The sequence below is a fragment of the Providencia sp. genome (genome assembly GCF_003533305.1).
In the GTDB taxonomy this organism is placed as follows: domain Bacteria; phylum Pseudomonadota; class Gammaproteobacteria; order Enterobacterales; family Enterobacteriaceae; genus Providencia.
On sequence record NZ_DOEH01000025.1, the window covers coordinates 37,174 to 60,356 of the forward strand.

Sequence of the window (23,183 nt, forward strand, 5' to 3'; positions counted from 1 at the left end):
CTTTAATGGCAGGGAATCAAAATTTTGCCTTGATTTTGTTCAGGTATATTAGATAGATCTAAACTGCACTGATTAGCACCACCTGCCCATTTAATAATATAATGTTCTTGAGGGTTAATACCCGTTAAATACACAATTCCATTATCAGCAATGATACCCACTTCTCTACCACTACTGACTTCAATAATACTTGTTCCAAGTGGTGGATATTTTCCACTACTTAAACGAATTACTGCTAAAATACGTTTACCTTGGTTAGCCTTTATCTTTTGATAACCAATCGAACCTTCAGTTAGAGTTTTTCCAATAATATTTTCATTCACGTCAACATCATCAGGCAACGTATTCATATCAATGTAAACATCTGAATTAGAAAAACTATTTAATGTTGTTGCCACGCCAATACCAAAACGGTTTGTCACTGATTGACCATTATCAATAGAGATCCCAGCGACATTATCGCTATCTATCATAATTCGTGGTTCATTATTTGTACCATTACGATGAAGCGCTGCACCATATTTAGTCGCCGTCATTGAGCCATACCAACTTCCGCCCAATGCACGGTATGAATTTATATTTTCAGTTGCATTAACATTTAATACACCATAGGCCGTTGAACGCTGGTAACTACCACTAATATTCGGTTCTAAGTCGCCTAACTCGCGTTTATCACCACCAACCCTCATACTCCAATAATTGTTATCAACGTTTTCACTATAATATGCAACAGATTGTCCGAAACTATGATCGCCATCCGCATATTGGGCGTCATAGCTTACTGAAGCACCACTTTCTAATGGAATTGAAAATGATAAATAAATTTGGTTGTCATCCGTTTCTTGATACTTAATTTTATTTAATGACAATGTGCCTGATATATTTCTAATATTTCCAATATTAAACAATTTACTTAGGCTCATACCAAAGTTAGTTGTTGATTCACTATTCCAAAATTGATGATGAGATGCATTCAAATACAAGGTCAAATCTAACGGGCTGATATATTGATTAAACGATGCTGTATAAACGTTTTTATCACGTCTGAAATCAAGAACGCCATTGGCTGCATCAATATACTGCGGCATAGTTAAAAACTCTTTCTCTGAGAATTTATAACCTGCAAACGTCACTTGTGAATTCGTTGATTCAAAACGCTTAGAATAATTTAGTCGATAACTGTTACCTGAATAAGAACCAAAATTATCTAAATTGGCATGAGTTCTCGTGATATCAAATGAGATAGCGCCAAACAAGTTCATGTTTTGACCAATTCCTATATTCACGGCTTGGTAATTAGCATTATCAATAGTCGCAATTAAGCCACCAAATAGAGAAGTGTTACTCAATATCCCATAAGAAATTTCACCCGCTATAAACCGTGGATCTGTTTTTTGCGAACGACCAAATGGACTTGACTCCCCCATTGACAACTTATACAAAAATTGGCCTTGTCGTGTTAGAAATGGTAACGATGCTGCCGTAATTTGATAACTCGTTTTAGAGCCATCCTCTTCTTCCACAGTGACATCTAATGTTCCCTGTACTGCTTCCGTAATATCCTGAATATTAAAAGGACCTGGAGCGACTCGAGTCTGTTTAATAACACGACCATTTTGCGAAACAATAACGGTAGCATTGGTTTTTGCTATACCAGTGACTTGTGGTGCATAACCACGTAAAGATGGTGGAAGCATCCGGTTATCACTAAAGAAAGAAGCACCAATAAAACGGAAACTATCAAATAAATCTGTCCTTAAATAAGATTCACCAAGAAGTACCTTGGCACCAATTTCAGGTAAAGCACGATAAGCATAAATTTGAGTCCAATCAAAACGCTCATTCACTTTGCCCTGTGAACGATTATATTGATATTGATAATCTGCACGTAAACGCCAAGCGCCGAAGTTAGCGCCGGTAGTTCCGTTACTACTCGCACTATAAGTTTCACTCGTATTTTTAGGCGCTGAATAATTCATAAATAAATTATAATCTAGGAATGCACCCGTAATACCATTTTCCCACTGAGAAGGTGGAACCCAATAAGGGTCATCATATTCCAACCAAGCTTGTGGAATCGAAAATAAAATATTTTGATTTGCTTTATCAAAGCGATAATCTATATCGGAATTCTTAGATAATTCAACACACTGATTATCAGTTTGTAAAAAAAGCTCTTCTCGTACTTTCTTTTTTAATGCAAACAGATCAACCATCTCTGGCGTAATGCAGAGTACTGAATTATCTTTACTCTCTTCAATAAATTGAATTAAATACTGTCCTGATAATTTCCGACCATTTAATGTAATATCTGTTAGGTATTCACCTGCTGGAATAAAGTCCGGATTTGAAAACTGACTTAGATCAATATTATCTCGGTCTTTTGCATCAATAACATTCATATTAAATTCTACCGCATTTGACACCCCAGAAAATGAGAGCGCAAATGCAATAGAAAATAATATTTTGTTTATTTTGAATTGAGGCAATAAAGACATGAGTATCCCTGTCAAAAATATAGCACTATAAAAATGCAGAAAATAACAGGCAAATAAATGCCTGTTATATATAAATATATATTTATAGGTAGTTTAATGCATAAGTTGCTTGAGAAATAATGCTACCAGTTTCTACTTTACTTCCGTTCGCTTCAACGCGAGCATTAAAAGTCAGTTTATTTGGGCCATCTGTTAATGGCATTTCAACGCTAGTATCACCTACTTTCATCGTTGCGCCATCAGCGTTAATTAAACGAACACCAACACCTTTAGAAGTACCTGTATTCGCTAACAGATCTTTTTTAGTTGTATCTGGCGTTCCAGTGAATGTTACTTTAACTTTACTTACAGCAGGGAAAAGTACAACATCACTAGCGTCTTTAACTTCACCTAAGTCACAGTTTTCTAAAGCAATAGTGTACTGAACTTGTTGGCTGTATTTGTTGCCAGTTTCAAGTACTTTATTTGCAACTTGACCAAGGTCAACGTTAACAGTGCCATCACCTGGTAGTGAACAAGGTGCGTTAATCACTTTACCAGTGAAGTTAATAACACCGCTTCCTTGATCAACAGTTGCTGCATTTGCGATGCCAGCTGCGAATGAAGATGCGATAATTGTAGCTAATGCAATTTTAGTTAATTTCATTTATATTTTCCTATAATAAAAGACGACACATGTACAATCACTTAACGATTAAATAATTATTAAGTTGATATTATTTTGCTGAGGAAGTTTTTAATTAAATATAGCCAAACATAATCACTAGGCATAGTGATTACTTGGAAATCAATATTTATTAATTCCTGATAAAATCTTATTTAAATAAACAATCAAGTATTTAATGAAGGTTTAAAATAAGACCACTCCTAATTATGATTATTAAATTTAAAAGCTCTCTTTACCTATAAAAACATCATCAATAAAAAAGCAAATTAGATTTGTTTCTAACGCATCGGCAAGAACGTGTAAGTTTTCAATATTAATATTACACTCGCCTCTTTCATAACGAGATATTTGTTGCTGACTAACACCAACAAGGTTCGCTAATTCTATACCAGAAAGACCTAAATTCTTTCGTCTCTTTCTAATTTCTCTACCGACTATCCAATTTACATTTATCATTTTTGATAACCTAAGATAAATTAAAATGTAACACTGCAAAACCATTTTAATAGAAGCTAAAAATTTAGTGCACCAATAATATTCTTATTCTCATTTCATGAAGCTAAATCAAAAAACCATAATTTAACGTCAACTCAGAATTTGAGTTAATTATAGTTTTCAATATTTAAAAGTAAAACAGTTTAAAACGATCGATACCATAGATTGAATTAGATAAAACCTATCAAAAATAGCACATTGAGATATAATGACTAAACCAAATGACTTCACTCATAATTAGTGTGATGGAGATCTCTTATTTCCAAGTAAAATGTCATGGCAATACATTGATTTTAATAGAGTTAAAATATATACCATTTAGAATGGTAATATGTATAAATAATACAAACACAGCAATAAATATCCTAAATTAGTATTTATTAATATATAAATTAATAACCATTGATTTAAAAGGGATTTAATTAATAATTAACAATTAAAGTCCCTTAAATTAACAATATTTATTTTATAATGATAATACCACTCATGGTGGTTTTTTAGCTCAATTAATAGATTACAAAATTAAAATGCAGATCATTTAATTTACTCAGCAGGCGAGTGCGGAATATAAGAAATAATAAATTAACGAAATTCAATCGTACTCACCATGTGAGTATTGTGATTATAAGACTAATGTCTCATTTTATCGATGAAGTAGTAAAATAATACCTTTTGACGGGATAATAGCTTATTTACAAAACAACAAATACGTTATTTAACAATGAGTTACTTTTATTTCCAATTGTAACAAAACACGATCTAATATGAATGAAAAAAAAGTCAAAAACAAATGGTTACACTTTAAACGAGAAATAATATGACGCAGAACTAATGAAAAACGAGTAATGACAGTATTTTTAGTTGAAAATCGGGTTCAAGAATCAGAAAAAAATGATATTTTTTTTCTTATATACAACTTAATCAAAAATTCTACGCTAAAAAAATAGAGCTAATGCCAAGAATAGTGCCCTTTACTAAAGCTAATTCGAAGCATTTACATCAAATACGAGTACATAACACATCAGTATTAGACCATCTTTTTTGGACTTTCCGTATTATATAGGGTTTCAAATTTAAATATAAGTGTTTAATAATACAGTACGCATACCTAACTAGCATTTTATCTATACACAATCGATTAGAGCCCAAAGCCAAACAATAATGGAAGATCTATTGCCAATTTTCATACCTATATTTGCATTTACCTTCTGAAGAAAAAACCATAACAAAAATCCCACCATCTTCCACTAAATATTTATAGATATAGAGTGATTTATTTTGCATCTTAAAAAAAACCTTAAGAATAAAAGATAACTATTTGATAGTTAATAAAATAAATGCAGAACAAGCAGTCTAAGACGAATTACACGTCTTCATTAAAACAACCAAAAAATACGCTGCAAATTAGTAAGTTAATGAAGACTCATTAAATCCTATATATTAACCTGCTATTCTCTGATATTTATTCAGACCATCTATGTTAGATAGGCTAGCCTTATATGTCCGGTAATAGGTCAATTGCACCACTAAAAATTATTGCTTCAGGCGCTGTTGTTCCTGAAAACCAAATATATTCATCCATGTTGGATGAAAAATTAAACAAAACCAAAGGATTTGTTGAAAAGCACTCAGGTATTGAATACCGGTTCCACGCCGATAATCATGACTCGCAAGCTAAATTAGCAGCCGATGCTATCCACCAAGCCTTGGAGTCCAAGCAAATCAATGCGGCAAGTGTTGATGTACTTATTAATGCCTCTGCAATCCCCGTGCAAGCCTTACCTTGCTCTGCGGCTCATATCCTTGCAGCATCTCATTTAAATGAAGGTATTGCGTGTTTTGATGTAAACGCAAGTTGCGTCAGTTTTATCACTGCACTGCAAGTGGCAGCGGGTCTCTTAGCAACCAGTCAATATCAACGTATTGCCATTGTGTCTGCTGATCTCGCTTCTCGTGGTATCGATTGGCAAGACAAAGAATCTTCTTTGATTTTTGGCGATGGCGCAGCTTGCGTAATAGTTGAAAGAGGTGATGGGAAAAGTGGCATTGTGTCATACACCCATATGACGCATACCCAAGGCATCGATTTTTGCGAAATTCGTGCCGGTGGGACGCGATGTAATCCACGTTCAGGCATGACCGATGATGATTTTTTATTTCATATGCAAGGTAAAAAATTATTTCGTATGGCATCGTCATTGATCGAGGATTTTATGCAAAGAGTCTTTACGGAATCTGGCTTACAACTCAATCAGATTGGTACTGTCGTGCCTCATCAAGCCAGCCATTTATCTTTAGAACATATGCGTCAACGCGTAGGCGTTAGCACGGAGCAACTCATCGATATTTATCGTCATCGTGGAAATCAGGTCGCAGCGTCAATTCCTTCAGCATTACATGAAGCAATTATCAGTGGCCGTTTTTATGAAAGATCAAGCGTTATGCTAATTGGAACAGCCGCAGGTCTCGCACTGTGCGCCATGGTACTTATCCCATAAAAGAACTTATTTTATTAAGAACCTATTTGATAAAGGTAGCTATTTCATGAAGATACTTGTGACCGGTGCAACTAGTGGACTTGGGCGAAATGCCGTTGAATATCTCTTAGCCCAAGGGATGGAGGTTATTGCCTGCGGGCGCAACCCACAAGCTGGCGAGCAGTTAACTCAACTAGGGGCACAATTCCATGCTATTGAACTGGCGAGTTTATCGGTAGTCGATGCAAAAACACTCATGACCGATTGTGACGCAGTATGGCATTGCGCTGCATTATCATCCCCTTGGGGAAGACGTGAAGATTTTGAAAATATCAATTATCACGCCACTCAGGTGCTTGCGGATGCCGCAGGCGAAATGCAAATTGCACACTTTATTCATATATCAACCCCTGCGATTTATTTTAACTTTACCCACCAGCAAAATATTGTTGAATCAACGGAAAATCGGCAATTTGCCAATCACTATGCACGCACAAAATATTTAGCCGAAATCGCAATTAAACAGCGTGTATTTCGTTATCCATCAACCCGATATATTATTTTACGCCCACGTGGATTATTTGGCCCTCATGACCGAGTGCTACTGCCACGTTTATTAGCGCAAATCAAAGAACGCAGTGGTAAGTTAATTCTGCCAGCGGGGGGGAAACATCCGTTTGACCTGACTTATGTCGGTAATGTGGTTCACGCAATGCAACTGGCGACAATAAAAGAAAACTTACTGAGTGGCGCCATCTATAATATTACCAATCAGCAGCCATTACCGCTTAAACAAACGTTACAGCGGCTATTTGACCAGTTAGAGATAAACTGTCAAATTCGTTCTGCGCCTTATCCGCTGTTGTACACTGTTGCCACCATTATGGAAGGGGTCGCCAATCTAACGGGCAAAGAGCCTTTATTGACTCGATATAGCTTAGGCGCCGCTTATTTCACTATGACCCTTGATAACCAAAAAGCACAACAAGAATTAGGTTACTATCCTTTATATACTATGGAACAGGCTATTCACTTGACGGCACAATGGCTCAAACAACAGGAAAGCACATGTTAACCATTCATCAATATGAAGTCGGTTTTTGTACCCATCCCGGTTGTGTCGCATTGAAAGGCGCTAGTTTCAAAGCCTGTAAATTTCCGGCAAGAGCCTGGTTAATTGAAGATGAAGAGCAGCGCTGGTTATTTGATACCGGCTACGCCAACCATTTTTACGATCACACACGCCACGGTATCATGCGGTTATATCGGGCGGTGACTCCCGTCTACTTTGAAACTAAAGATGCCCTTGTTAATCAGCTTGCTAATGATGGCATCAATACCACTGATATTAATGGCATTATTCTCTCCCATTTCCATGGCGACCATATTGCAGGATTGCGAGATTTTCCTGATGTTTCAGTTATTTGTTCTGGTGATGGCTGGGAAAAAACGCGAGGCTTAACCGGTTTTTCAGCACTTAAAAATGCGTTTGTTCGCGGGTTAATTCCAGAGGATTTCGAACAGAGAACCGTTTTTTATGAAGGATTCGATCAAGTTAGCTTACCCGCTGAGCTACAAATTCTAGGTCAAGGCTATGCAATAAACTCACAAAGAACATTATTAGTTGTGCCCTTACCCGGACATGCCGCAGGGCATATTGGTCTTTGTGTTTTAACTGAAGCGGGTTGGATACTGCTTGCCGGTGATGCCGCATGGTCACCCACCAATTACCGTGAACTACGTGGCCCGATGGCGATTGCCAATATCATCATGGATGATACGCAAGCTTATTATCAAACCTTAAATAAGCTGCATGAAATTGATAAGCAAAATATTGCAATTCATTTATGCCATGAGGGAGATTTAATTTGATTTTACCCATGCTATGGCATTATTGGCGCGCCCAACATTTGCGTTTTAACCATAGAGCCGAACTTGAAGCCTATCAACAACGTAAATTGGCTAGTTTTATGCAAAAAACATTAGCCCATAGCCCTTATTTTCAGCCATTTATTGGTAAAGCTCTCAATGAATTCCCACTCATGAATAAGCAAATCATGATGGAAAACTTTGACACCATGAACACCGCAGGATTATCAAGCCTGACTTTACTCGCTTGTGCGCAACAAAGTGAACAATCTCGTGATTTCGAGCCAAAAATTGGTAAATACAGTGTCGGGCTATCATCCGGTACATCCGGTCGCCGTGGCTTATTTGTTGTCAGCCCACAGGAACAGAATATATGGTCGGGCAGTATGCTAGCGAAAATGCTGCCCAATGGATTATTTAATGGTGAACGTGTGGCACTCTTTTTACGCGCCAATAATAATTTATATGAAAGTGTCAATAACCGTTGGATTTCATTGCGTTTCTATGACCTTTTCGCAGATTTCGAATCGCAATTACAAGCGCTCGAAAGCTACCAACCGTCAATTATTGTTGCCCCTGCACAAGTACTTTGCGCCATTGCGGATGCTATCACAGCGAAGCAAATAAGCCTTGATGTTCAAAAAGTGATTTCTGTGGCAGAAGTTCTACAGCAACACGATAAACAAAAATTACAACGTTGCTTCCCAACGGTTGGTGAAGTTTATCAAGCAACGGAAGGTTTTCTAGGCTGTACCTGCTCACACGGCACACTGCACCTAAATGAAGCCTTCTTATATATTGAACCTAATTGGCTTGATGATAAGCGATTTACACCTATCATCACCGATTTCACGCGAAAAACGCAGCCTATTGTGCGTTACCAACTTGATGATGTTCTAGTAATAAAAGACACGCCTTGCCCTTGTGGAGACCCTCAATTAGCCATTGAACATATTGAAGGTCGCTGTGATGATTTACTGCAATTACAGGGTTTGAACGGCAACCTAGTCACCCTTTTTGCAGATCCTTGCGCCCGAATTATCGTCAACAATCTACCGGTTACTGCGGATTTTAGGTTAACTCAACAAGGCAGCCACCTTTGTTTACAAGGGGAGTGCAGTGACGCCGAACTAGAACATTGTCGAATACAGCTTGAACACTATTTTTCAAGCCAGCACGTAGATATTAAAGCTCTCAGTTGGACAACCATTGCGAAGGAGATTATCCAACCTTTAGCGACTAAAAAGCGTCGGATAACACGCGAGGTAACCGAATGAAGATGAAGGAAATACTTCAGCGACTATTGTGCTGTTTAATAGGTTGGGGAACTGTTGGTGTTGTCTATAGTTATACAGGACAAGCATCTCCTACAGCAGATTTATTAACACCCGGTTTTATTGATAACCTATTCAGCTTTTCAGTGAATGCAATTTGGTTTTATCTCTCTTTCTTTATTTTTATTCCACTTGGCTACTTATTATGTCAATCAGAAAATGTACGACCCTTAATGGTCGCCATGCAGTTATGTGCACTAATTTCAGGTTGTGTTTATCTTCTCTTTCCAACCACGATGGTTTATGCCAATTTTGCGGATGTTTCTTTAGCGAGTCGCGCGTTATCGGCACTAATTGGTATCGATAGTCCACAAAATTTATTACCTTCTCTACATGTCTCATTGACTCTTGTTGTACTCGTTGCATTATGGTCAAAACAACAAAAATGTCGGACGGCTTTCTATTTATTATGGGCCATTGCGATCTGTTTATCGGTATTGGTGCTAAAACGTCATTTGTTTATTGATGTAGTGACAGGTGCTGTCACCGCTTTTAGCGCGTTATGGATTGTGCGCATTGCACAATACCGCCTATGGAGAAAATCTTCATGAATGAATTAACATTTCCGATTGTCTTTATGCTGTTTGTGGTGATTGCGGAAGGGGTTGTGATTGCCAAAACTCAAAAAGGCACGGTCAGTTGGCAAGAGCTGGTCTTCAACTTAAACTCTGGGCATATCATGCTTTGGTTATTTCGTGGACTCGAAATTTTTTGCTATGGCTTTGTTGTGACACATTATTCCTTTAATTTAGTGGAAAGCTGGCCTACAGCACTGGTTTGGATCTTTACGATACTTGCATGGGATTTTGGTTTTTACTGGCTACACCGCTTACACCATAAATATCGTTTGTTATGGGCGGTGCATGTAGTTCATCATCAAGGGGAGCATTACAATCTTTCCCTTGGGGTACGCAACTCATGGTACTCCTCACTGACCTCAATCCCTTTCTTTATGTTACTTGCTTTGATGGGTATCCCCCTTGAGATTTTTTTAACGGTTTCCATTTTGCACTATACGATTCAATTCTTTAACCATAGCGCCCTTATCCCACGTCTCGGCTGGTTAGAAGCCGTTATGGTGACACCACAACATCATCGCGTGCACCACGTTAAAGAAGGACATTACTCAAATCGCAATTTTGCAGGTAGCTTTATTTTTTGGGACAAACTATTTGGCACATTTGCTAAATTACCCGAAACAGAGCATCACTTTGGTATTAAAGGTGCTCCGCCATCGGAAAATCCGTTTATCGATAGCAACTTGCCTTTTTGGCGGATTTTCAGACGAAAAGCAGCTCCGTCGCACAAGCCTGCGCCGTTATATCGCGTTAATCAATTGGCATTGGTTATCGGTACCTTGCTACTATTTACCTTGGTAATCGGTTATGTCTATCTCTATGGGTATGGCTACCAAGGCACCACTACCCAACAAGTGATTTTATTTGTTCTTTTAGCGCTGGGTACCGTAGCACTATCGGCTATCTCTGACGGCAGAAAAATCGGCTTATGGAGTTGGTTTTCTATCGCTACTTTACTATTAGTCTGCTTATTGTTTGTTTGGCAATGGGTCAATGCATTTTGGATCATTGCCGCCGGTGGGCTATGGCTACATAGCCTACTTATGTTATTCGGTATAGGTAGACAACCAATAAAGGTGCTAGATGCCGTCTAAACCCTTAAGACCTTTAGGTTATCAGCATCGTCATGATCAAGCGTTTAGCCGCGCTTTAACTAACGCGGCGACCCAATATCTGAAAGATAATTCAGATCATCGATTCGCTGATCTGCGATTTTATTTAAAAAGCTTAACGCTACTCTTTTGTTGCCTAGGCAGCTACAGCATGGCGCTGTTTATGGGTGAAGCAGAACCATGGATATTCTTTGTTTTTTATCCTCTGTTTATCTGTTTCGCCCTATTGCTTGCAATCAACCTTGTACATGACGCATCCCATAATGCGATTTTTAAAAATGCCAAAGCCAATTATTGGCTTAACTTCTGGGTCACTATTCCACTCGGCTTAGACCCTGAATGTTGGCGAGTTAGACATATTATTTTCCACCATGCCCATACCAATATTCGCGGTTATGATTTAGATATTGAAGAAAATTATATACTGAGGCAGACCCCTTATCAGCGTTGGTATCCTTTCATGCGTGCTCAGCACTTGTATTGGCCGCTAGTGGCTGCGATGACCTTTCCTGCGCTGATTTGGTTTTTTGATTGGATGGATAGATTCCAGTTTACGCGAGTCGCACCTCATTTACGCCATCAAGGTAAACAAGGTTTATTTTCATTTCTATTAGCTAAGTTATTGCACCTGTTAGTCGCAATTATTATTCCTGCTTATTTATTGATGGGAACAAGTATTGGCATCGGCACTTTGCTACTCACCTACCTACTTAGCCAAATGTTTGCTTCTTTAATATTCGTCGTATTGATACTTGGCACCCATTGGGCAAAAGCGACATTTTATACTGCACCAAAAGAAGGCAATATGCCTCATGGATTTTATACTCACACATTTTCAACAACTTACGATTGGAAAACTAAGCCACAATGGCTGACTTATTGGCTAGGAGGCTTAAACTTACATCTCACACATCACCTATTCCCAAATTGGAACCACCGTCATTACCCCACCCTTGCTAAAATCATTGAGCAAACAGCCAAGCAGTTTTCCATGGATTATCATTGTATCGATGCAAAAGAATTGTTTATCTATCAACAACGTTTTTTAAAAGAGATGGGCTCAGGTAAACAGGTGGATTAGTGTTGAGTTTTACTAACTAAATCATAAAGCTCAACACCATTAGATAAATTCAGGTATTAATTATCTACAATAACATTTTGATTAAATACACTTTTCTCGCTATTACCGACCATTTGTGCGAATTTACTAATCGGGTCAGTGCTATAGGCGTACAATCTTTTTAAGGTAAATGGATTATCGCCTAAGCGAACTTTTCCTTGGATCGTCGTCACAGCAATATGTATTCCAGCATCTCTTGCAGCATCTACAGCAGATTGATTATAAGCACCAAATGGATAAGCCAAATAACGCTGCTCTGGCTCAAATTTCTGCAAAATGTCCATTGAATGCCTAAAGTCCAACATAATAGTGTGTTCTTTTCGGCTAAAAACAACGGGCGTACCACGTATATCTAAACGATGAAGAAAATGGGTATGTGACTGTATATTAAATACATCTTGGCTTTCTTTGATTTCTTTTTTCGTCATAAACTGCAATGTATCGGCTGACCAATTCTGCGGTTTTGTTTTAATACGAGAGGAAATTACAAACAGTGTCGCTTGTTGTTTATTATGTCGCAAAATAGGTAATGCATACCGATGAACCGATTTGAGGCCATCATCGAAAGTCAATACTACCGCTTTACCTGGCAAATTGGCTGATTTATTTAAATAATCTTCTAAATCTGCTAACGATAATGTTTGAAAACCTTCTGTTTTCAAATAATTCATTTGATCACGAAATGCTTCGACTGAAGTGGTCGTTGATGTCTCTCTAAAATGCTTATTTTCACTATTTTTAAGAATATGATGGTAAGTTAAGACTGGGATCCCTTTATCAAGAGAAACGTCATCTAAACGAATATAGCCAAGCCTATCCCCTAAACGGATAGTTAACCACCCCGTTTTTTCACCCTTTTTATCTGTTTTGATCATACGAACTAAAACGGGATAACGTAGATTTTCTCGCAACGTGGCGATCTGTTTGCCATTTTTTTTCGTTGAATTATATACCGCGGTTTTTTGGGTAGTGATCAGATTGTCATAAATCGGATTTTGTAAATCATTCAGCCTATCAGCTTCTGGCACATAGCGAGGCTTCTTCGTTGATAATTGAGCTGTTTTAACAAAAGCATAATCATTACCAAACTGCATTGCGCAATAATCACCCGCAGGGTTAAAAGCATAAAAACCATGGTCAGGGTTTAAATCAGCAACGGGACGCATTTCACCTGCAACAGAGGCAAAAATAGTTTCTGTCGTGTTAGTTTGAACCAATTTAGGTGGGATATCCGCCAACTTCCAATTTTCAGTACTGTTTTCAAGTTCAGTAGCAAAAGCTGATGGAAAATAACTCGTAAATAAGACAAAAAACAGCATGAATAATCGGTTATACATTTTTTATCCGCGATAATTGCGATATTGTTGTACATATTCTACCTCTTCAATCGATTGAACCCCATACCCCAGATAAAATTTTAATCATAAAAGTATTCCCATTTACATTAGCTATAGCGTGTTGACAATAGATATACACTAAATTATTGTATATCCAATGTACACACAAAATTAGGAATTATGAATATGCGTAATGCGGCAATAAATCTTCGGGCGCATCCAGAACAACGTGACTTAATCGATGAAGCTGCCAGTATCCTTGGTAAGAATAGATCTGATTTTATGCTTGAAGTCGCTTGCGAGCGAGCCCAAGCAGTATTACTCGATCAAATTTTTTTCCAGTTAGATAATGATAAATTTCAGCAATTTAGCGCATTACTTGATGCCCCTGTAAATAGTAATTCAGGTCTTGAACGTTTAATGTCAATAGAAACACCATGGAAGGAAGATAAATGATTCCGCAACTATCAGCCCCTCAACCATTATCTTCATCTCATCGACTTGACGACTTCTTTTGCGGGGAATCCTCATTAGATGATTGGCTGAAACGTCGAGCGCTATCTAACCATTTAAACGGAGCTAGTCGGACCTTCGTGACTATCGATCCATCTCAATATGTTTTGGGATATTACGCCTTAGCAACTGGAGCAATATCACACAATGAAGCGACTGGCAGTATTCGTCGAAATATGCCAGAGCCAATTCCTGTTATTGTACTCGGCAGATTAGCTATCGACCGACGAGTTCAAGGCAGAAAGGTAGGCGCTTCTTTATTACAAGATGCTGTAGTTCGAGTTAGAGCGGTAGCTGAAAATGCGGGGGTCCGTGCATTACTTGTTCATGCTCTTAATAATAAAGCAAAACAATTTTACGAATATTATGGTTTTACAACATCCCCTATTAGCCCTATGACATTGATGCTTAAATTATAATTTTTTTGATATTAAAAATAACTAAACACTAATTACTACTAATTTAATTTAAGTTTTAAATATTGGATAGGCTTTTATGTTTGGTATTATTTCCGAAGTAATCTATATGATAGTCTATCATTTAAACGATAAAGATAAGAAAACCAATAAATAAAATTATCACAAATTCATATATGTCATAAGGTTATGCATAATTGATAACCATCACACTCTTCACCTGAGTAATAATTAAGTAATTAAATTATCCGCATACTAAATCACACAAAGTTATCATACCAATTATGTCAAAATCACCTGCTTGGTATAACCACTACTTCAATTTTTCATGAGCTATCATACAAAATAAAGAGATCTAGCTCATAGTTATCAGTAAAAAGTGACTTCCAAACCGAATCTGTAAATCATTTGACAGTTAATTACGATCCCCGCTGCTAGATTGGCTCTCAACCAGTTTTAACACCAGGAAATTACCATGAAAATAAAAGAAATCAGTACCTTTATCATGCATGTGCCAGTCACTAATGATCTTATCGGCGATTCAACTCACAGCATCACACATTGGGGAATGCCGGGTGTGATGATCAAAACTGAGTGTGGTTTAGTCGGTTACGGCCACACGGGAACACATGCTGACATCACCACTGACCGTTTAATTACGACGATCATGGAAGATGTCTTTGGCCCAATGCTAATAGGCGAAGATCCTACTGAAGTTCGCTATCTGCATAGAAAACTGTCTCGTAGCTCAACCAATATCTGGGTTGGCCGTGGCGGTTTAATGCAAATGGCATTATCTGCTATCGATATTGCACTGTGGGATCTGAAAGCAAAAGCCGCAGATCAGCCATTATGGCAATTGTTTGGCGGTTCTAAGCACAACAAAGTAAACGCCTATAACACCGACTGTGGCTGGTTAGTTCGTAGCCAAGACGATCTTGTCGATGATTGTAAAAAAATGATCTTTGAAGAAGGTTTCAAAGCCATCAAAATGAAAATTGGCAAACCTGATCCGCGCGAAGATTTACAGCGTATTGAAGCCGTTCGCAATGCTATCGGTGACGACATTGACTTAATGGTTGATGCAAACGGTAAATGGGATATCAGTATTGCTAAACAATATGGTCATCGTTTAAATGATTTCAATATTAAGTGGTTTGAAGAACCACTATGGCATGATGATGTGTCTAGCCATAAACAACTCGCCGCCTATATGGATACGCCAATAGCACTTGGTGAATTACTGTATCACAATGATTCATTTAAAGAATTTGTGCTCGCAGGCGCGGTGGATTATTTACAACCCGATGCAACTCGTTGTGGTGGTTTAACCGCAGTGTGGGAAATTGCTGATTTAGGTTTAGCTTTTAATTTACCTGTCACACCGCACCATGGCGATATGATGCAAGCACAATTGCATTTAGTTATGGCGCATCCAGCTTGCTCATTATTGGAATTTATTCCTTGGACACTAGATTGTTTCGTCGACCCTGTCGCCGTTGTTGATGGTGTTTATACCACCCCGACAGCACCGGGAGCAGGTACAACATTAAAACCAGAAGCATTAGCTAAATTTAACGTTAAATAATGATAATTCCCTTTTCCTTTATTAAATAATTATTCTCCGAGGAAAAGGGAAAATAAATAAAAATAGAATTATTCATTTTAATTGACGTCTTCAATAAATTTTACTCTATACTCCGCCTATATTTGGGGGAGAGTTGGATTCGTCATAATTAATTAATGGATAGATAGCATCATTACCTTATAACAATACTGGGGTGAACCATGTCCACCAATACTGTCACCAATACTGAACATTTATCATCGGCTACCAGCAAAGCTATTCGAAAAATAATACCGATGGTGGTATTAATGTTCATACTCGCTTATTTAGACCGTTCAAATATCGGATTTGCTAAACAAGCGTTTCAATCATCAACAGGTTTAAGCGATGCCGCTTATGCATTCGGTGCAGGTATCTTCTTTATCGGCTACGCACTCTTTGAAGTTCCAAGTAATATTTTATTATATCGAATAGGTGCTCGAGTTTGGTTGTCACGTATTATGGTGACTTGGGGTCTCATTTCAGCTGCCATGATGTTTGCTCACGATGAAACGACTTTTATTGTGTTGCGTTTCTTACTCGGGGTAAGTGAAGCTGGTTTCTTCCCAGGCGTTATTTTATATCTCACCTTTTGGTTTCCACAAAATATCCGTGCCCGTGTCACCGGTTACTTCTTATTTGGCGCACCTCTAGCCTTTATTATTGGTGGGCCACTATCCGGTTCATTACTGGCATTGGATGGCACATCCTACGCGTTCGGATTACATGGCTGGCAATTGATGTTCGTTGTTGAAGGTTTATTAGCATCCATTGTCGGTGTTTGGGTATTTTTCTACCTTGATGATCGCCCAGAAAAAGCAAAATGGCTTTCTGACGATGAAAAAAAAGCACTTTCAACGAAACTAGCTCAAGAAGAAGATGCAAAAAAAGGTCACAGTCCAAAGGGTGCATTGAGCGCACTGCTGGATATTCGCGTACTTTATCTGTGCTTAATTTGGTTTACTGTCCAAGTTTGTGGCTATGGAATTTACTTTTTCCTACCAACACAAATCGCCACCTTATTAGGTACTAAAGTCGGATTATTAGTGGGTTTTGTTACCGCAATTCCACCTCTGTGTGCCGCCATCGCTGTTTACTATGTTCCTCGTCTTTCAGAGCGCTTAAAAGAACGACGTAAAGTGGCTTCAGTTACCTTTATGTTAGGTGCCGCAGGCATCGCAGTATCAGGGTTATTTGATAGCATCCCAATTATTGCTATCATTGCTCTTTGTGTTGCAGCAGCGGGTCACTTAGCGATGCAACCACTGTATTGGACCTTCCCATCCGCATATTTAGGGGGAACTGCCGCCGCTTCAGGTATCGCGCTTATAAACTCAGTCGGTAATCTAGGTGGATTTGTTGCACCTAATCTGAGAGTTTGGGCTGATACAACATTTGAATCTGCGCGTGCAGGGTTATATTTCATCGCCTTAGTGGCCTTTATTGGCGGACTTTTAATTCTGACATTAAAAAGATTCGGGATTGAAAAGAAATTTGAATATTAAGTTTTATTAAATTAATTAATCTCCCGAGCAATTTTATATTGCTTGGGAGATTTCTATTTATCACTTTTTTATCGATTCAAAAATCATCACGCTTAAAATTATGTTGATAATATAAATGTTATTTTTATTTTCTGTAAATCAATATCAAATAGATAAGTTCAACATTGAACATAACCCCACCTAATGTCATGATAAGAACAGCCTATTCATGCAGGGAGCATTCAAGTGAACATATCCGTACAAAATAGTAATATTGCTCTAACTCATGAGAATATTCTTGATGTATTACAAACAAATAGCTGGTTTAGTAATTTACCCAGTTATTTAATTGATATCCTGATGCAATGTGCAACGCTGCGTTTTTATAATGACAGTGAAATGGTTCACTACCAAGGCGATCCCGCTCGTGGATTATATGCCGTTATCCAAGGCTCGGTTAAAGTCAGTTCAATTTCGACTGATGGACGTGAATGTGTCTTTCGCTACTTATCGCCAGGCAATTGGTTTGGTGAAATAGCAATGTTAGATAAATCAGCACGCACCCATGATGCTAAAGCGATTAGCCCGACTATCTTGCTAACGATTACCCCTAAAGATTTGACACTTATCTTAGAAAAATATCCTGTCTTTTATCAATCATTAAATATCCTACTCTGCAAAGTTATTCGTAATGCATTTACCATTATTAATGACTCTGCGCTACTTTCTGTTTCTGCTCGTTTAGCAAAACGCTTACTCAGCCTTGCGGAGGGTTATGGCGAACCCCATGAAAAAGGTACTCAACTAAGTTTGTATCTCACGCAAGATGATTTAGCTACAATCATCAATACCACGCGACAGACCATTAACAAACGTCTTGTAGCATGGGAAAAGTTAGGTTGGATAGATGCAAAATACGGAAAAATTGTGCTCGTCAACCTTCCCGCCTTAAAGCAAATTTCAGAAGATGATGAAGACTAATCTATTTTTATAATTAATATGCGCCCTTTTCCACGTTAATCATGACTATCAACAATCGGACTATCAGCAAAAATATAGCGATCCATATTAAATTCAAAATCATCACTGGTTGCATTAAATAGCATCTTTTTAGTGTTTTCTAAATGCAACCACATTGCTTGTCGAGCGCCTTTAGGGTCTCGATGCGCCAATGCTTGAAGAATTTTATCGTGTTCATCACACCAACTCTCAATAGAACGATTATCAATGTGCTCATGCAGTTTTATCCAATAAGGATTACGTAAACGCTGGCTCCACATCTGTTCAACAATCACTACCATCGCACTATTGTGTGTCGATGCCGCCACCTGCATATGAAACTTTAAATCCCACTGAGAATCACGAAATCGGTCCTCTTTTCGGGCATTTTTTTGAATCTCAACCAATTTCAAAATATCTTCTTTTGTGGCTTGAGTCGCGGCAAATTCAGCAATGTGACTTTCAATCAATTGTCTTGCTTGCAGTAACTCAAAAGGACCGCAATGGCTAAACTCAAGTCCATTCTCTGCTTTGACTGAGTTATTGGACAGGTTACTGATGACATGTATACCAGAACCTTTTCTAACATCCACATAGCCTTCGACTTCTAGCATGATGATCGCTTCACGGATCACTGTGCGGCTGACATTCATTTCGTCAGATAACAAACGCTCCGCAGGTAGTTTGGTGCCTACAGGATATTCATTGTTTTCAATCCGTTCCTTAACTAACGCTGCAATTTGCTGATACAGACGCTGTTCATTCTCTGGTGAGCTCATTCATTTCCCCTTTCACGTTGCTATCGATGATAGCCAGCACACAATAGCTCAATTATAACGAATTTTATCATCCATGGGTTAAATAACCACAGACCCATAAATAAATTCACTCAAAATTGGTATAATAACTTTTAAAGATATAAACCATGGCATATAATGTGTGAAAACTAACCACTAAAATTGAAATCACTTAACCCTGAATAGCACTTTTTTCCTCAAATCTGATTTAAAGCTAGGGATTAAAAACATAATGAAAGATATTATTAAAATACACCCAAATGACAATGTCGCAGTAACACTCATTGATAGGCTAGCAGGTGATAGTATTTCTATTGATGATCAAACCATTACGCTAAAAAATGCAGTTGATCGCGGACATAAAATCGCACTAACCGCCATTGAAACAGGCGAAAATATTCTCAAATATGGCGCACCAATTGGCCATGCAACAACCGCAATTACCGTCGGTGAACATGTGCATACCCATAACGTGGCTACCAATTTAAGCGCATTAAGTGAGTATGAGTATCACCCTGCACATAATACTCTTTCGGCAACGCGAATTGATCCAGACGTGCAACTTTATCGTCGTCAAAATGGCGATGTGGCGATTCGCAATGAAATCTGGGTGATCCCAACCGTCGGTTGCGTCAATGCGCTCGCCAGAAAAATGATCGACCAATTCAACAAACAGCATTGTGATGAATTAGGTATTGATGGTGTTTATTTATATAACCACACCTTAGGCTGTTCTCAATTAGGGGACGACCACTTAACCACACGCACCATTTTACAAGATTTAGTGAAACACCCGAATGCAGGTGGCGTATTAGTTATTGGCTTAGGTTGTGAAAACAATCAAGTCGCCGCCTTTAAAGAAACCCTCGGTGAACATGACAACGAACGCGTAAAATTCATGGTATGTCAGCAACTTGATGATGAAATCCAAGTAGGTATAGAACACTTAAACACGCTTTATCAAGTTGTCAAACAGGACAAACGCGTTACAGGCAAGCTCAGTGAGGTCAAATTTGGCCTTGAATGTGGGGGTTCTGACGGATTATCGGGTATTACCGCTAATCCACTGCTGGGTTGTTTCTCTGATTTTCTGGTTAGCCATAACGGTACCACCGTATTAACCGAAGTCCCTGAGATGTTTGGTGCAGAACAAATTTTAATGAATCACTGCCATGATGAAAATACATTCAAAAAAACTGTCAATATGGTAAATGATTTCAAACAGTATTTTATTGAACATGACCAGCCTATTTATGAAAATCCATCACCGGGCAATAAAGCGGGTGGCATTTCAACTTTAGAAGAAAAATCATTAGGTTGTACCCAAAAAGCAGGTACCAGTCAGGTGATGGATGTCTTAAAATATGGCGAGCGGTTAGCCGTTAACGGGTTCAATCTACTCAGCGCTCCCGGAAATGATGCGATAGCAACCAGTGCATTGGGCGCAGCTGGTTGTCATATGGTGTTATTCACCACAGGCCGAGGAACCCCTTATGGTGGATTTGTCCCAACGCTTAAAATAGCGACCAACAATGAACTAGCGGCGAAAAAACCACATTGGATTGATTTCAATGCAGGCGCACTATTAACAGGTAAAAACATGGACCAGTTATTAAATGACTTTATTCAGCATGTCGTGAAAATTGTTAATGGTGAACAAGCCAAAAATGAAATTAATGATTTTCGTGAATTAGCTATTTTTAAAATGGGCGTGACACTTTAATACGCGACTTGCTGATAGCACTAAATATATGAGTGCTATCAGCGCAAACAGATAAAAGTCATCGTATCGCTATTTTTGATATATGGTAGGATTACCGTTGGTATGACTATTTTCAACTTATTAGCAGGGTATACGATGATAGATCTAAAACTTCGAGAATCTAGAGATAGCCTCTCAACCAAAGAAAAACAAGTCGCCGAGTACATTATTGCTAATAAGAGAGACATTCAGAGCATGAGTATCCAATCTCTTGCGCAAGAAAATAAAGTCAGTACGACCACAATTTTACGCTTATGCCACAAACTGGGTTACCAAGGCTTTAGTGAATTAAAAATAGATTTAATTTCCTCTATTAATCACAAATCGTATGGCACCTTTCTTCAAGAAGATATCGATATTAATGATCCGATGGAAACGATTAACTACAAAGTTAGTCAAATTGAAAAATCATCCATTGAAGAAACCTGCGCACTCGTTAATTTAAATGTATTTGCGCAGGCCAATGAACTAATTCGTAAAGGTCAAAAAATTGTTATTTATGGTGCAGGGAGCAGCGGCTTAGTGGCAAAGGAATTTGAATATCAGCTAATCAAAATCAAAAAAGATGTTAACTGCCACCTTGATTACAGCATCCAATTTAGTATCGTTAATACGTTAAATGAAAATGACCTCGTTATTGTTATTTCACATTCGGGTGAAAATCATGAATGCATTAAGCTATTAACCCTAGCTCGAGAACTTAACGTCCCCACAATAGCTATCACCAAAATGGGACAAAGCTCTGTATCTTCGCTTGCTGAAATTATCTTACACACCACCTCAACTGAAAATATTTCTCGTATTATTCCTATACGCTCTAAAATTTCACAGTTAACCGTAATCAACATGCTAATAACTAATTTATTTGTTGGTCAATATGATGAGCGAATTTCCAAGCAGATAAGCACCAGAGCAGAACGTTTTTCTCGCCTAAATAGTAATAACTAACGATACCCTGCATTTATTAAAAATATTTCATTTCCCTTTTTCTTCACTGGCTGCTGTTGCAGCCTCGATCTTGCTCACAAAAATGATCCTTTTTCACGACTAAGACTATTCATTGTTATTTTTTGTGATATTGTTACTTCGAATCAATAATAATATAGTAATTTTATTACTAATAAAAATAACGAAAAACAAATAGCGATAAAGGGGAAAAAAATGAGTTCTGAAATTCCTATCATATTGGCAAGCCATGGGCCTTTCGCTCAAGGGCTACTTGAATGTGCTGAAATGTTAATTGGTGAACAAGAAAATATTGCCGTCATATCCATCCAAAAAGAAAGCAATATTAACCAAGTTAGAGAACAATTTTTCGACACATACCAAAAAATAAACCAAGGAAACGGCGTTTTAATTTTAGTCGATTTATTGGGCGGTTCACCTTGTAATTTAGCCAGTGAATTAGTGTTAACACAAAATGATGTTGCCTTGTACTGCGGTATCAATGTGCCAACATTACTCGAAATTTTAGGTAACCGCGATTTATCACTGGATGAACTTCATCAAATCATTATTGAAGTATTCCCTGATAGCTGCGTCAAAATCGGGGAAAATCTAAAACCAACAGAACAATTCGACAGTGAATTATAGAGGATCATTTATGCCAATTAATGTAGCTCGAATAGACGATAGATTGATCCACGGCCAAGTTATTACCACTTGGGTTAAAAATTTTGACATTGAACAAATCATTATTGTGAATGACAAAGTCGCAGATGACAAAGTTCAACAGTCTGTACTCACCATGGCGGCACCACCGGATCTAAAAGTGGTGGTTTTTGCAGTTGATAAGTTTATCGATGTCCTGAAAAAAACCGAAATAAAACGACGCACTATGTTGCTATTTACCAATAGCGTCGATGTGAATAAGTTGGTTGAAAATGGCTTACAACTTCAAAAACTCAATGTGGGTGGCATGCGGATGCAAGAAGGACGCCGCAATTTATCTCGTGCAGTTGCTGTCACGCCCGAAGAAGAACAAGCATTCCAATCGATTATTAATCATAACATTGCAGTTGAAATTCAAATGGTTCCAAAAGATTCCATTGTTGAATTGAAAACATTGCTCAATTAATTCATTTGCTGAGGCTTATTTTTATCAATAAGCGAGGAGTTT

21 protein-coding genes are annotated in these 23,183 nt (G+C 38.0%); 16 read left to right on the top strand and 5 right to left on the bottom strand.

Annotated elements, in window-relative coordinates; translation table 11 throughout:
* Positions 1–2: 2 nt before the first annotated feature.
* From DD649_RS16770 to DD649_RS16780, 3 genes are all read right to left on the bottom strand, one after another.
* Positions 3–2,498: a fimbria/pilus outer membrane usher protein gene (locus DD649_RS16770; protein ID WP_294109663.1), complete on the bottom strand. Its 2,496-nt coding sequence runs from the start codon at positions 2,496–2,498 to the stop codon at positions 3–5.
* A gap of 82 nt (positions 2,499–2,580) precedes the next feature.
* Positions 2,581–3,144, bottom strand: a complete 564-nt coding sequence (locus tag DD649_RS16775; RefSeq protein WP_294109664.1) for a fimbrial protein — start codon at positions 3,142–3,144, stop codon at positions 2,581–2,583.
* A gap of 240 nt (positions 3,145–3,384) precedes the next feature.
* A complete protein-coding gene (locus DD649_RS16780; RefSeq protein ID WP_294109665.1) occupies positions 3,385–3,621 on the bottom strand; it encodes a helix-turn-helix transcriptional regulator in 237 nt (78 codons plus the stop codon).
* A 1,538-nt stretch (positions 3,622–5,159) separates the two neighbouring features.
* Here DD649_RS16780 and DD649_RS16785 point away from each other — a divergent pair.
* The 7 genes from DD649_RS16785 to DD649_RS16815 are packed head-to-tail and all read left to right on the top strand — an operon-like array spanning position 5,160 to position 12,111.
* On the top strand, positions 5,160–6,158 hold the full coding sequence (locus DD649_RS16785) for a 3-oxoacyl-[acyl-carrier-protein] synthase III C-terminal domain-containing protein (RefSeq protein WP_294109667.1): 999 nt from the start codon (positions 5,160–5,162) through the stop codon (positions 6,156–6,158).
* A gap of 46 nt (positions 6,159–6,204) precedes the next feature.
* Complete coding sequence (locus tag DD649_RS16790) at positions 6,205–7,212, top strand: NAD(P)-dependent oxidoreductase (protein ID WP_294109669.1); 1,008 nt, start codon at positions 6,205–6,207, stop codon at positions 7,210–7,212.
* Positions 7,206–8,009: an MBL fold metallo-hydrolase gene (locus DD649_RS16795; protein WP_336430980.1), complete on the top strand. Its 804-nt coding sequence runs from the start codon at positions 7,206–7,208 to the stop codon at positions 8,007–8,009. The genes DD649_RS16790 and DD649_RS16795 overlap by 7 nt, the downstream gene beginning before the upstream one ends.
* Entirely contained in the window at positions 8,009–9,283 is a 1,275-nt protein-coding gene (locus tag DD649_RS16800; protein WP_336430986.1) for a F390 synthetase-related protein, read from the top strand. Before DD649_RS16795 ends, DD649_RS16800 begins: the two co-directional genes overlap by 1 nt.
* A gap of 2 nt (positions 9,284–9,285) precedes the next feature.
* On the top strand, positions 9,286–9,891 hold the full coding sequence (locus DD649_RS16805; protein WP_336430981.1) for a phosphatase PAP2 family protein: 606 nt from the start codon (positions 9,286–9,288) through the stop codon (positions 9,889–9,891).
* Positions 9,888–11,012 carry a sterol desaturase family protein gene (locus tag DD649_RS16810; RefSeq protein ID WP_294109673.1) on the top strand — a complete coding sequence of 375 codons (1,125 nt, stop codon included), beginning with the start codon at positions 9,888–9,890 and terminating at the stop codon, positions 11,010–11,012. Before DD649_RS16805 ends, DD649_RS16810 begins: the two co-directional genes overlap by 4 nt.
* A complete protein-coding gene (locus DD649_RS16815; RefSeq protein ID WP_294109675.1) occupies positions 11,002–12,111 on the top strand; it encodes an acyl-CoA desaturase in 1,110 nt (369 codons plus the stop codon). Before DD649_RS16810 ends, DD649_RS16815 begins: the two co-directional genes overlap by 11 nt.
* A 56-nt stretch (positions 12,112–12,167) precedes the next feature.
* On the opposite strand, the gene DD649_RS16820 is transcribed toward DD649_RS16815, so the two are convergent.
* The gene (locus DD649_RS16820; protein WP_294109677.1) at positions 12,168–13,487 is read right to left on the bottom strand and encodes a polysaccharide deacetylase family protein; all 1,320 of its coding nucleotides are present in this window, start codon (positions 13,485–13,487) and stop codon (positions 12,168–12,170) included.
* Positions 13,488–13,673: 186 nt separating this feature from the next.
* Here DD649_RS16820 and DD649_RS16825 point away from each other — a divergent pair, with 186 nt between their 5' ends.
* The 5 genes from DD649_RS16825 (at position 13,674) to DD649_RS16845 (ending at position 18,487) form a co-directional block, all read left to right on the top strand.
* Complete coding sequence (locus DD649_RS16825) at positions 13,674–13,943, top strand: DUF1778 domain-containing protein (RefSeq protein WP_336430982.1); 270 nt, start codon at positions 13,674–13,676, stop codon at positions 13,941–13,943.
* Positions 13,943–14,419, top strand: a complete 477-nt coding sequence (locus tag DD649_RS16830) for a GNAT family N-acetyltransferase (protein ID WP_294109706.1) — start codon at positions 13,943–13,945, stop codon at positions 14,417–14,419. The genes DD649_RS16825 and DD649_RS16830 overlap by 1 nt, the downstream gene beginning before the upstream one ends.
* A gap of 472 nt (positions 14,420–14,891) precedes the next feature.
* Entirely contained in the window at positions 14,892–16,004 is a 1,113-nt protein-coding gene (locus DD649_RS16835; protein WP_294109680.1) for a mandelate racemase/muconate lactonizing enzyme family protein, read from the top strand.
* 200 nt (positions 16,005–16,204) lie between these two features.
* Positions 16,205–17,527, top strand: a complete 1,323-nt coding sequence (locus DD649_RS16840) for an MFS transporter (RefSeq protein WP_294109681.1) — start codon at positions 16,205–16,207, stop codon at positions 17,525–17,527.
* Positions 17,528–17,752: 225 nt separating this feature from the next.
* A complete protein-coding gene (locus DD649_RS16845; protein WP_294109683.1) occupies positions 17,753–18,487 on the top strand; it encodes a Crp/Fnr family transcriptional regulator in 735 nt (244 codons plus the stop codon).
* 35 nt (positions 18,488–18,522) lie between these two features.
* Here DD649_RS16845 and exuR read toward each other — a convergent pair whose 3' ends face one another.
* Positions 18,523–19,284, bottom strand: coding sequence for a transcriptional regulator ExuR (gene exuR / locus DD649_RS16850; protein WP_294109684.1), 762 nt, complete (start codon positions 19,282–19,284; stop codon positions 18,523–18,525).
* A 250-nt stretch (positions 19,285–19,534) separates the two neighbouring features.
* On the opposite strand from exuR, the gene DD649_RS16855 reads away from it, so the two are divergent.
* The 4 genes from DD649_RS16855 to DD649_RS16870 all read left to right on the top strand — a co-directional run bounded on the left by DD649_RS16855 (position 19,535) and on the right by DD649_RS16870 (position 23,141).
* A complete protein-coding gene (locus DD649_RS16855; RefSeq protein WP_294109686.1) occupies positions 19,535–21,025 on the top strand; it encodes an altronate dehydratase family protein in 1,491 nt (496 codons plus the stop codon).
* 135 nt (positions 21,026–21,160) lie between these two features.
* Positions 21,161–22,012, top strand: coding sequence for a MurR/RpiR family transcriptional regulator (locus DD649_RS16860; RefSeq protein ID WP_294109688.1), 852 nt, complete (start codon positions 21,161–21,163; stop codon positions 22,010–22,012).
* A gap of 213 nt (positions 22,013–22,225) precedes the next feature.
* Positions 22,226–22,657, top strand: a complete 432-nt coding sequence (locus DD649_RS16865) for a PTS sugar transporter subunit IIA (protein ID WP_294109690.1) — start codon at positions 22,226–22,228, stop codon at positions 22,655–22,657.
* A 10-nt stretch (positions 22,658–22,667) separates the two neighbouring features.
* On the top strand, positions 22,668–23,141 hold the full coding sequence (locus tag DD649_RS16870) for a PTS sugar transporter subunit IIB (protein ID WP_294109691.1): 474 nt from the start codon (positions 22,668–22,670) through the stop codon (positions 23,139–23,141).
* Positions 23,142–23,183: the final 42 nt, after the last annotated feature.

Bases quoted from the DNA above. Each gene is read 5' to 3' on its own strand.
- DD649_RS16770 (WP_294109663.1), bottom strand. From the start codon at position 2,498: ATGTCTTTATTGCCTCAATTCAAAATAAACAAAATATTATTTTCTATT.
- DD649_RS16775 (WP_294109664.1), bottom strand. From the start codon at position 3,144: ATGAAATTAACTAAAATTGCATTAGCTACAATTATCGCATCTTCATTC.
- DD649_RS16780 (WP_294109665.1), bottom strand. From the start codon at position 3,621: ATGATAAATGTAAATTGGATAGTCGGTAGAGAAATTAGAAAGAGACGA.
- DD649_RS16785 (WP_294109667.1), top strand. From the start codon at position 5,160: ATGTCCGGTAATAGGTCAATTGCACCACTAAAAATTATTGCTTCAGGC.
- DD649_RS16790 (WP_294109669.1), top strand. From the start codon at position 6,205: ATGAAGATACTTGTGACCGGTGCAACTAGTGGACTTGGGCGAAATGCC.
- DD649_RS16795 (WP_336430980.1), top strand. From the start codon at position 7,206: ATGTTAACCATTCATCAATATGAAGTCGGTTTTTGTACCCATCCCGGT.
- DD649_RS16805 (WP_336430981.1), top strand. From the start codon at position 9,286: ATGAAGGAAATACTTCAGCGACTATTGTGCTGTTTAATAGGTTGGGGA.
- DD649_RS16810 (WP_294109673.1), top strand. From the start codon at position 9,888: ATGAATGAATTAACATTTCCGATTGTCTTTATGCTGTTTGTGGTGATT.
- DD649_RS16815 (WP_294109675.1), top strand. From the start codon at position 11,002: ATGCCGTCTAAACCCTTAAGACCTTTAGGTTATCAGCATCGTCATGAT.
- DD649_RS16820 (WP_294109677.1), bottom strand. From the start codon at position 13,487: ATGTATAACCGATTATTCATGCTGTTTTTTGTCTTATTTACGAGTTAT.
- DD649_RS16825 (WP_336430982.1), top strand. From the start codon at position 13,674: ATGCGTAATGCGGCAATAAATCTTCGGGCGCATCCAGAACAACGTGAC.
- DD649_RS16835 (WP_294109680.1), top strand. From the start codon at position 14,892: ATGAAAATAAAAGAAATCAGTACCTTTATCATGCATGTGCCAGTCACT.
- DD649_RS16840 (WP_294109681.1), top strand. From the start codon at position 16,205: ATGTCCACCAATACTGTCACCAATACTGAACATTTATCATCGGCTACC.
- exuR (WP_294109684.1), bottom strand. From the start codon at position 19,284: ATGAGCTCACCAGAGAATGAACAGCGTCTGTATCAGCAAATTGCAGCG.
- DD649_RS16855 (WP_294109686.1), top strand. From the start codon at position 19,535: ATGAAAGATATTATTAAAATACACCCAAATGACAATGTCGCAGTAACA.
- DD649_RS16860 (WP_294109688.1), top strand. From the start codon at position 21,161: ATGATAGATCTAAAACTTCGAGAATCTAGAGATAGCCTCTCAACCAAA.
- DD649_RS16865 (WP_294109690.1), top strand. From the start codon at position 22,226: ATGAGTTCTGAAATTCCTATCATATTGGCAAGCCATGGGCCTTTCGCT.
- DD649_RS16870 (WP_294109691.1), top strand. From the start codon at position 22,668: ATGCCAATTAATGTAGCTCGAATAGACGATAGATTGATCCACGGCCAA.